The organism is Thalassospira sp. UBA1131 (genome assembly GCF_002311515.1).
GTDB lineage: Bacteria > Pseudomonadota > Alphaproteobacteria > Rhodospirillales > Thalassospiraceae > Thalassospira.
In genome coordinates this window covers 21,102-29,398 of the sequence record NZ_DCAO01000085.1, presented here as the reverse complement: position 1 = coordinate 29,398, position 8,297 = coordinate 21,102, and the positions used below count along the sequence as shown (strand labels likewise).

The following is an 8,297-nucleotide window of genomic DNA, read 5'->3' as shown; positions in this document are numbered from 1 at the left end:
TCGGCGATGGTGTGCTGGCTGTTTGTCGGTTCCTATACGTTCTCCTCGGTGTTCTCTTATCTTGGTGGTGAACATGTGATTGCCGAGTTTGTCGGTGGTCTGGACCTGACACCGCTTCAGTTCCTTCTGCTTGCACAGTTGATCATCTTCCTGCTGGGCTGGCCGCTGGAATGGTCGGAGATCATCATCATCTTCGTTCCGATCTTCCTGCCGCTTCTGCCGCTGTTTGATATCGATCCGCTGTTCTTTGGTATTCTGGTGGCGCTGAACCTGCAGACCTCGTTCCTGACTCCGCCCATGGCGATGTCGGCCTATTACCTTAAGGGGGTGGCGCCAAGCGGGATATTGTTGACCGATATCTTCAAGGGGATCATGCCGTTCCTGTTCATGGTGATCGTCAGCATGGTTCTGATGTACGCCTTCCCGCAAATCGTGTTCCATTTGCCAGATCTGTTCTATGGCGCACGTTAAGGGAGGGATGAGATGAGTAATATCAACCCGCTACTGACACTTGACGTTGTCGAACTGCGCGACCGCCTCGCCAGCGGGGCGGTGCGCGCAGTTGAATATGTCGAAGCCTGCCTGGCGCGTATTGCCGAGATCGAGCCAAAGGTTCAGGCATGGGCGTGGCTTGATAGCGATCACGCGATTGCCCAGGCCCGCGCCCTTGATGCACGGCGGCAATCCGGTGCGCCGATTGGGCCGTTGCACGGGCTTCCTGTCGGTCTGAAAGACGTGATTGATACCGCCAAGATCCCGACTGAAAACGGTACCGTCCTTGATAAGGGGCGTGTGCCGGAAGAAGACGCGGTTCTGGTATCGCGTCTGAAGGCGGCCGGTGCCATCATTATGGGCAAGACGGTTTCGACCGAGCTTGCCTTCATGCATCCATCCAAAACGCGCAATCCGCATAACCCCGATCATACACCCGGCGGATCATCGGCCGGGTCGGCAGCCGCGGTGGCAGCCGCCATGGTGCCGCTTGCTGTCGGGACGCAAACCGGTGGATCGGTTATTCGACCGGCATCGTTTTGCGGGGTTGTCGGGTTCAAGCCGACTTTTGGCGCGATTGCCCGGACCGGCGTTCTTAGCCAAAGTCCGAGCCTTGATACAATCGGTGTTTTCGCCAATTCGATCACCGGGGCGGCGATGGTGGCCGAAAGCCTGTTTGGATATGACGCAGGGGACCCGGCCACAGAACCAAGCCCGACACCAAGGTTGGTCGATGTCGCCAAAAGCGATCCGTTGGTCACCCCGATGTTTGCCTTTGTCCGGCCGCCGCAATTTGACGAGGTCGCGGACAAGGAAACCATCATGGCGTTTCGTGAAATTACCGAAATGCTGGGTGATCAATGTTTCGAGGCCCCGTTGCCCAAGGCGTTTGAAGATGCAAACGCGCTGCGAGCCCGGATCAACTTTGCCGAAATGGCCAAGGATTATTACGGTTATGAAAAGCGTGGCCGTGATCACCTGTCACCCGAAATCCTTGAGGCCATCGACAAGGGCAATGACGTCAAGGCGCGCGATTATCTGGCGGCCCTTGACTGGCGCAAGGTCCTGAATGCCGGGTTGGAGGAAGTGTTCAATCGCTGTGATGCGATCATCACGCCTGCGGCCACTGGCCCGGCACCGGCCAACCATCAGACCACCGGCAACCCGATCTTTAACGGGTTGTGGACGTTCTGCGGAACGCCTGCCGTGACCATTCCGCTTTTGTGGTCAGAAGGCGGGATGCCGATGGGCGTGCAGCTTGTTGGTCGCATTGGCGATGATGCGCGTTTGATGCGGACCGCCAACTGGTTGAAATCACATCTCAGCAGTCAGGAGAACGCATAATGGAAAACAGTCTTTTGAACCGTGCCATGGCACTTCTGTCCTTTGCTGTGCTTGTCGGATTTGTCGGCATTCTTGTGGGCTATGTCACCCGCTTTGACCTTGCGTTGATCGTAGCACTGACGGTGGGTCTTGCCGGGTGGGATATGTGGCATGTCGCCATGGGCAACAAGGAAGACAAACACTGATCTGACGGGGAGAACCCCTGAAGATGCAAGCAAACTTGCGGGACAGGATGATGATGATCCTGTCCCGCTTTTTTATTTGGTGGTGTTCGCGCGGGCCGGGTCAGGCGGTATCAAGCAGATATCGCGTCATAGCCAAAGCGTTTGGCGGCGATCTTTGTGATATCGCGGATCAGGGCAATTTCACCCTCATCGAATTTCGGCCGGTAATAGTCCGGGGCATGGATGGTCGGCGCGACGCGATCAATCAGGGGCCCGGCATCATCCAGTTCGACATGGTCAAACAGGGATGCGAGTTGTTTGGCCGGGTCGGCGACCAGATCTTCGTAGCGCACGACCAGTGTCGCCTTTGCCAGATCCTTGTTCACGATCATCCGGTCGGCCAGATAATGATGCAGGTTGGACCAGTAGCGCGCCCAGCCTTCGATTTCATCGCCATTGGTCCAGAGCTTCATGATCGCGAAGGTTTCGTGCAAATCGCCGGTATTGATCGGGCGGCGGTCCAGCCCGAATTCGTAATGCCCGACGCGCTGCATATGGGCGATGGCACGCGGGTTGTCGGCTTCGCCTGCACAGAACAGCTTATGCTGTTTGATCAAGGATGCGATATGCCAGACGGGATCGCGCACCGGTAAGACAAACCGGGCATCGGGGAAAATCGACAGCAGATATTCCATCCGCGTGACCAGATAATTGGCCTTGGACACATAGCGTTGGCCACCGCGCACATGGATCAGTTTGCGAATGTGATCGCGATAAAACTGTTCAAAGGCCGGGTTGCTGATATGGCCATCGAGAACGTTGCTTTTGCCGATTTCATGCAGATTGTTGAAAAAGGCCATCCAGATCATTTCCTCGAACGCTTCGGGGCTTTCGGGGGTGACAATGATGCCATCTGCATGGGTGCGTTCGACCGCGACATTTTTCTTGCCGGGTGCCAGATCGACAAAGCGGTTCCACAGCCAGGGCGTGAAAACAGGCGGATAATCGCGATAGCGGTGGGTTGCCGCATCCGCGTGACCGGCCAGTGTTTCGAGCAAAATGGTGCTGCCCGATCGGGCAAGACCGGCAACAAAAATCGGCTTTTCGATCTTGATATCTTCAATGGCGTCGGCGGCCAGCTTGGTTTCGAAATTGCCCAGCCGGATCCAGTGTTGCGGGTGGCGTGATACCAGCCCGCTTAGCCAGTGATCCCAGCCAGAGACATGAAACGCAGTATTGTTTGATGCCTGTTTCGCGGTCGCATTGGTCATTCGATCCGAAACCCTTTCTTGATGGCAAGTGACCCCAGCAACAGGCTTACGAAGAAGGTCAGTTCCCACCCGCGGGCCCAGTCCGGACCGGCAGAGAGAATTTCCTGACTTTGCAAGGCAAAGCGAAGCTGTGTGACCGGGGTGTCATCGGGCAAATAGCCCGCCGGATTGCCGATCAGGCTGTTCCACCAGACTTTATGATGCATGACCGGAATTGGGGCTGCTGCCTCGACGATATGGCTGTGTCCTTCGATATGTCCGGGGATCTGGACAATCGGGCAGGCACCGGTGACCGCATCAGGGTTGCCGCCGATCTGTTCGATCGCGGTATCCTTGGGTTCTACGTCGATCTGAACCGGTTCGCCGGGCGGCGGGCAGCTATATCCGTATTGCCCGTCCAGCCAGACAATCAGGGCAAGGGCGGGCAAGGATGCCACAACCGCCGGGCCAATGACAAAGCCGACCAGTTTGAAGGATTTGGCAAGCTGCGCCTTGGCAAGTTGCATGCCTTGTCCGAAATCCTCGCCATCGTCATCGGACATGGCGCGCTGGGCCGCCTTGACTTCGGCCTTTACCTGCTTGATGCGGGTTTGCGGCGAGATCAGGCGATATAAAACCATGGAAACGCCAGCACAGATCAACGCCCAGATCAGCACCCGGCCAAATGGACCAATGGCCGTGGCCATCAGGTCATCAAGGGCGGCAAATGCCGGGGCGGGCCAATCAAACAATCCCATGGCAAATAGTCCCATGGCAAAAAGTCCGGTATGAGTTCATCTGCCTGCCCAATCAGGAATTTTGATGTTCAGATGCGTTGACAGTCGCGTGCTTTGCCGCACGGTTTGCCTTGCGTTTGCGCATCATCTTGCGAAGCGGCCACATCAAAACAAAACCGACCGCAACGACGATTGCCGCCAAAACCGCCCACAAGGCGGATAGCAGGCTAAGACCGGCACCCGGCCCGACATAAGCCTGGGCGGGAAAGGCAATCAGCATCATCGCGCCCGCAAGCGTTACAGTGCCAATGGTCAGAAATGTCTGGGATTGTTTGGCATTAGATGCCGGAATTATCGAGCTGTTCATTTGCGGTTTCATTGTGCTTCTCCTGCGTTGGAGGTGCCTGTATTTGAGGCGGGGGCGGTAGTGCGAAACAGGTCGGCACGCGCATCGCTGATGCGTTCGGCCTGTGAAACGACGGGGACGAGTTTCTTGCCGGGATTGTCGGGATCATCGCGACGGATCGGGTTGTGGAATTCCCAAACGATTTCGCCGCTGTCGGTGACTTCCAGCAGACGACCGCCACTTGATTCCGTAATCAGTGTATTGCCATTGGGCAGACGTTGCTGATCAGCACGAATGTTGCTGTCAAACTTCTGATCGGCGTTGCCCTTGTATTGCCAGGTAATGGCATTTGTTTGCGGATCGATTTGCAGAATGCGCGAGAACCCGGCATCGGGATCGGCAAACTGTCCCTGGTTATCGAACAAAAGGATTTCGCCATTGGGCAGAACATCCGGGTCATGTTGGCCGAGCCACGGCCCACGGGTGGCCCAGGTGATCTTTTCCGCATCCATATCCAGAACGGCAATGATGCCAAGGTCGCGGAAGGACAGAACGACGTCACCTGCCTTGCCATAGGCAAAGTTGGCGGCTGTTTTATCGTCGATCAACTGGATCGTGTTGGTGTGAAGGATGTCTTCATTGGCGAAATAGGGAGTAAAATCAACCATGTTGGCGTAGTTGGACTTGATCAGCGCATCAAGAATCGAGACGCGCTTGATCTCCTTGCCATCGGGCGACAGGATCACGGCAAAATCATCAAGGCGCGGCGGCCTGAGTTGTTTGCGATTGGGATAGGTGTTGAAGCGGAATTCCTGTGTCAGCGCATAGACACGACCATCATCAGCGATGGAAAAATCATGATGCGCGGTGCCAAGATATTTCCAGATCGGTTTTGAATTGCGATCAATCTTGGCCATGCCATAGCCATAAGGCGTATCGCCAGCCGCGGTATACTGGACAATCAGATTGCCATCCGGCGCCATCTTGGCCGTATGCCAATGCATGAATTCATCTTTTTGCGGGTTGGGGATCGGGGATGTTTCATCGTGAATGGCACTGAACGGCATCCGCCATTCATGGACGATGTTGCCATCCATATCGATCAGAACCGCATGGGGACCATCGCCCGATGAATAAAGTGTCAGGCCAGCCTGCGCCTTGTCCTGGTCGTGGATGGTGACACCAGTTTGCTCGGTGCGGGCCGGTGACCAGAAATCAAGCCGTTCGACATCGGTATATTTGGTCCGTTGTTCCCAAAGTGCTGTTCCGGCACGCCAGGCATTTTTCAGAGACTGGTATGGCGGGACTTCCGCCAGTACCACAAACGCGCCAAGCCCAAAGCTGATCGCGGCAATTCCGATCACAGAAGCTGTGAGAAACAGGCGATCACCGGTATTGGTGGTGTTGGACTCTTCGTATTGACCAGTATCAGGCACGCATAACCTCCGTGTATTTTGACAGAAAGGTTACGCAGACGTGCGGGCAAATTTACGGCGATTTTATCTGTAATTGCGGCTAATTGCGGACCAATTCGCCGCGAATTCGCCTTAAACGTTAATTGTTAATATGAACAATCATACCGTTTTTTGGGGGGCGCGGATGCAGACGGGGCAGGAAAACGATCCTGCCCACTGTCGCGGCTTTTATTTGCGTTCGGGGGGCTCGACCAGATTTTCAATCGGGGTGATTGAGGTGGTTTTGACCTTTTTGGTGACGATATAGGTGAAGTAGCGGTCGATCCCGATATTGGACACCAAAAGCCGGTCGATCAGACGTTGATAGGCATCAACGTCATGACAGAGCACCTTGAGCATGTAATCCACCCCGCCGCCAAGCGCATAGCATTCGACGATTTCGGGGATGTCCTGTACGGCGCGTTCGAAAATCTGGAAATCGTCATGCTGGTGATGACGCAGGGTTACTTCGGTCAGAACCAGTGTCGGTTTGACCAGTTTTTCCAGATTGATATGGGCGTGATACCCCGAAATAACGCCAAGGTCTTCGAGGCGTTTGAGCCGTTCCCAGCACGGGCTTGGCGAAAGGTTCACCGCCTCGGCCAGTTTGACCTTGGTGATGCGCCCTTCGCGTTGCAGGGTTTTGAGGATTTTCAGATCGAGCTCATCAAGCCGGACCATGGTCAGAGCACCTCGGCAATCACAATCAAACAGTCACCCGTTTTGATCAGGCCCTGGAAATGGCGGCACGAAACGATGCCTTCGCGCGGGGCATAATATTCGCGCGGCGGGGTGCCGGTGCGTTCGACATCATAAATACGCGCGATCAGATCGCCTTCCTTGACCATATCGCCCAGATCAACGCACGGCTCATACAGGCCGGATGCCTCGGATGCGACAAAGCAACGGTCATCTGGCATATCAAGCATGGTTGTGCCGGTCGGGCTCGGTTCAATTTCGCCCTTGAGGATACCGGCGTGAATAAGGATGTTGCGCACACCACGATCGGCAATCGCGATACGTTCGGCTGTGGTTGAGCCGCCGCCACCCAGTTCGGTGGTGACAAAGGTTTTACCAGCTTCCTCGACCACGGTGTCAAACATGCCAACCGCATCCAGTTCGAGCATCATCATCGAATAGGGCGCGCCGAATGCCTTCATGGCCGCGACACAGCGTGCTTCCTGTTCCTTGTCGGGCAGGACGTGGGCGGCTGCGAACGGAATGAAATCAAGCGTCTTGCCGCCGGAATGGATATCAAGAACGATATCGGCCTCGGGCACGAGATAGCGGAAGATATAATCGGCGATCTTTTGGGTGACCGTGCCGTCGGGTTTGCCCGGGAAGGAACGGTTCATGTTGCCCGCATCAATCGGGGAGGTCCGCGATGCACTGCGAAATGCCGGATAGTTCATGGCCGGCAGAATGATCACACGACCGGTGATTTCACCAGCCGACAGGGATTCCGCCAGTTTGAACAGCGATACCAGGCCTTCATATTCGTCGCCATGGTTGCCGCCGGTCAAAAGGGCGGTGGGGCCATTGCCATTGCGGACCACGGTGATCGGGATCATCACGGCACCCCACGCGGAATCATCACGCGAATAGGGAAGCTTTAAAAAGCCGTGGTGAATGCCATCCTGATCAAGCGGGATCGTCGGGCTGATGGGCGATGGTTTTGTCATGGTCGTATCCTTAAAAAGCCTGACTTCGCGACCGTCGTCGTCAGGCTGTGGCGTCTGGCACCGGACGTGGCATGTTTGGGATGCGCGTCCGGTGCGGTTTTGGCGGAATTAGTTTTTGACAAACAGCTGTCGTGGATAGCTGGTCAGGGTTTTCGACCCGGTTTCGGTGATCATCATGCTTTCGGTGATCTCGATCCCCCAGTCATCGAACCACAGGCCCGGCATGAAGTGGAAGGTCATGCCCGGTTCAAGAACCGTGCGGTCACCGGGGCGCAGGCTCATGGTGCGTTCGCCCCAGTCCGGCGGATAGGAAAGCCCGATCGGATAACCACAGCGGCTGTCTTTTTCGATGCCGAATTTCTGCAAGACCCCAAAGAAGGCGATGGCGATGTCTTCGCAGACATTGCCCGGTTTGGCGGCTTCAAGCCCGGCCTGAAGGCCTTCGATCAGGGCACTTTCGGCATCAAGGAACCGCTGATCCGGTTCACCAAGGAAAATCGTGCGCGACAGCGGCGCGTGATAACGGCGGTAACAGCCGGCAATTTCAAAGAAAGTCCCGGCATTGCCCGGAACGGGTTTTTCATCCCAGGTCAGATGCGGTGCACCGGCATCTGCGCCCGATGGCAGAAGCGGTACAATGGCCGGATAGTCGCCCCCAATGCCGTCAACACCGGCGATCCCGGTACGGAATATTTCCGCGACCAGTTCGTTTTTCTTCATGCCCGGTTCGACGATTTCGAAAATGCGTTCATGCATGTTTTCAACAATGCGGGCGGCTTGCCGCATATAGAAAATCTCGGTCTCGGATTTGACTGCGCGCTGCCAGTT

At 55.9% G+C, this 8,297-nt stretch carries 10 protein-coding genes; 3 read left to right on the top strand and 7 right to left on the bottom strand.

The window, feature by feature from the left end:
* The 3 genes from B3Z49_RS12825 to B3Z49_RS12815 all read left to right on the top strand — a co-directional run.
* Positions 1–471, top strand: a 471-nt coding sequence (locus B3Z49_RS12825) for a TRAP transporter large permease subunit (protein ID WP_296991461.1), incomplete at its 5' end; no start/stop codon positions are given.
* 12 nt (positions 472–483) lie between these two features.
* Complete coding sequence (locus tag B3Z49_RS12820; RefSeq protein ID WP_296991460.1) at positions 484–1,836, top strand: amidase; 1,353 nt, start codon at positions 484–486, stop codon at positions 1,834–1,836.
* The gene (locus B3Z49_RS12815; protein WP_008890028.1) at positions 1,836–2,021 is read left to right on the top strand and encodes a hypothetical protein; all 186 of its coding nucleotides are present in this window, start codon (positions 1,836–1,838) and stop codon (positions 2,019–2,021) included. Before B3Z49_RS12820 ends, B3Z49_RS12815 begins: the two co-directional genes overlap by 1 nt.
* A gap of 110 nt (positions 2,022–2,131) precedes the next feature.
* On the opposite strand, the gene B3Z49_RS12810 is transcribed toward B3Z49_RS12815, so the two are convergent.
* The 7 genes from B3Z49_RS12810 to B3Z49_RS12780 form a co-directional block, all read right to left on the bottom strand.
* Entirely contained in the window at positions 2,132–3,271 is a 1,140-nt protein-coding gene (locus tag B3Z49_RS12810; RefSeq protein WP_296991456.1) for a sulfotransferase family protein, read from the bottom strand.
* Positions 3,268–4,023, bottom strand: coding sequence for a hypothetical protein (locus tag B3Z49_RS12805; RefSeq protein WP_296991453.1), 756 nt, complete (start codon positions 4,021–4,023; stop codon positions 3,268–3,270). Before B3Z49_RS12805 ends, B3Z49_RS12810 begins: the two co-directional genes overlap by 4 nt.
* A gap of 37 nt (positions 4,024–4,060) precedes the next feature.
* On the bottom strand, positions 4,061–4,366 hold the full coding sequence (locus B3Z49_RS12800) for a hypothetical protein (protein ID WP_296991449.1): 306 nt from the start codon (positions 4,364–4,366) through the stop codon (positions 4,061–4,063).
* Positions 4,363–5,769, bottom strand: a complete 1,407-nt coding sequence (locus B3Z49_RS12795; RefSeq protein WP_296991447.1) for an arylsulfotransferase family protein — start codon at positions 5,767–5,769, stop codon at positions 4,363–4,365. Before B3Z49_RS12795 ends, B3Z49_RS12800 begins: the two co-directional genes overlap by 4 nt.
* A gap of 207 nt (positions 5,770–5,976) precedes the next feature.
* Complete coding sequence (locus B3Z49_RS12790) at positions 5,977–6,468, bottom strand: Lrp/AsnC family transcriptional regulator (RefSeq protein WP_008890033.1); 492 nt, start codon at positions 6,466–6,468, stop codon at positions 5,977–5,979.
* 2 nt (positions 6,469–6,470) lie between these two features.
* Complete coding sequence (doeB, locus tag B3Z49_RS12785) at positions 6,471–7,469, bottom strand: N(2)-acetyl-L-2,4-diaminobutanoate deacetylase DoeB (RefSeq protein ID WP_296991443.1); 999 nt, start codon at positions 7,467–7,469, stop codon at positions 6,471–6,473.
* Positions 7,470–7,577: 108 nt separating this feature from the next.
* Positions 7,578–8,297 (bottom strand): M24 family metallopeptidase (locus tag B3Z49_RS12780; protein WP_296991441.1); only part of this gene is annotated, 720 nt, incomplete at its 5' end.

What these genes read in the sequence shown, in the direction of transcription:
- B3Z49_RS12820 (WP_296991460.1), top strand. Translation starts at nt 484, where the DNA reads ATGAGTAATATCAACCCGCTACTGACACTTGACGTTGTCGAACTGCGC.
- B3Z49_RS12815 (WP_008890028.1), top strand. Translation starts at nt 1,836, where the DNA reads ATGGAAAACAGTCTTTTGAACCGTGCCATGGCACTTCTGTCCTTTGCT.
- B3Z49_RS12810 (WP_296991456.1), bottom strand. Translation starts at nt 3,271, where the DNA reads ATGACCAATGCGACCGCGAAACAGGCATCAAACAATACTGCGTTTCAT.
- B3Z49_RS12805 (WP_296991453.1), bottom strand. Translation starts at nt 4,023, where the DNA reads ATGGGACTATTTGCCATGGGATTGTTTGATTGGCCCGCCCCGGCATTT.
- B3Z49_RS12800 (WP_296991449.1), bottom strand. Translation starts at nt 4,366, where the DNA reads ATGAAACCGCAAATGAACAGCTCGATAATTCCGGCATCTAATGCCAAA.
- B3Z49_RS12790 (WP_008890033.1), bottom strand. Translation starts at nt 6,468, where the DNA reads ATGGTCCGGCTTGATGAGCTCGATCTGAAAATCCTCAAAACCCTGCAA.
- doeB (WP_296991443.1), bottom strand. Translation starts at nt 7,469, where the DNA reads ATGACAAAACCATCGCCCATCAGCCCGACGATCCCGCTTGATCAGGAT.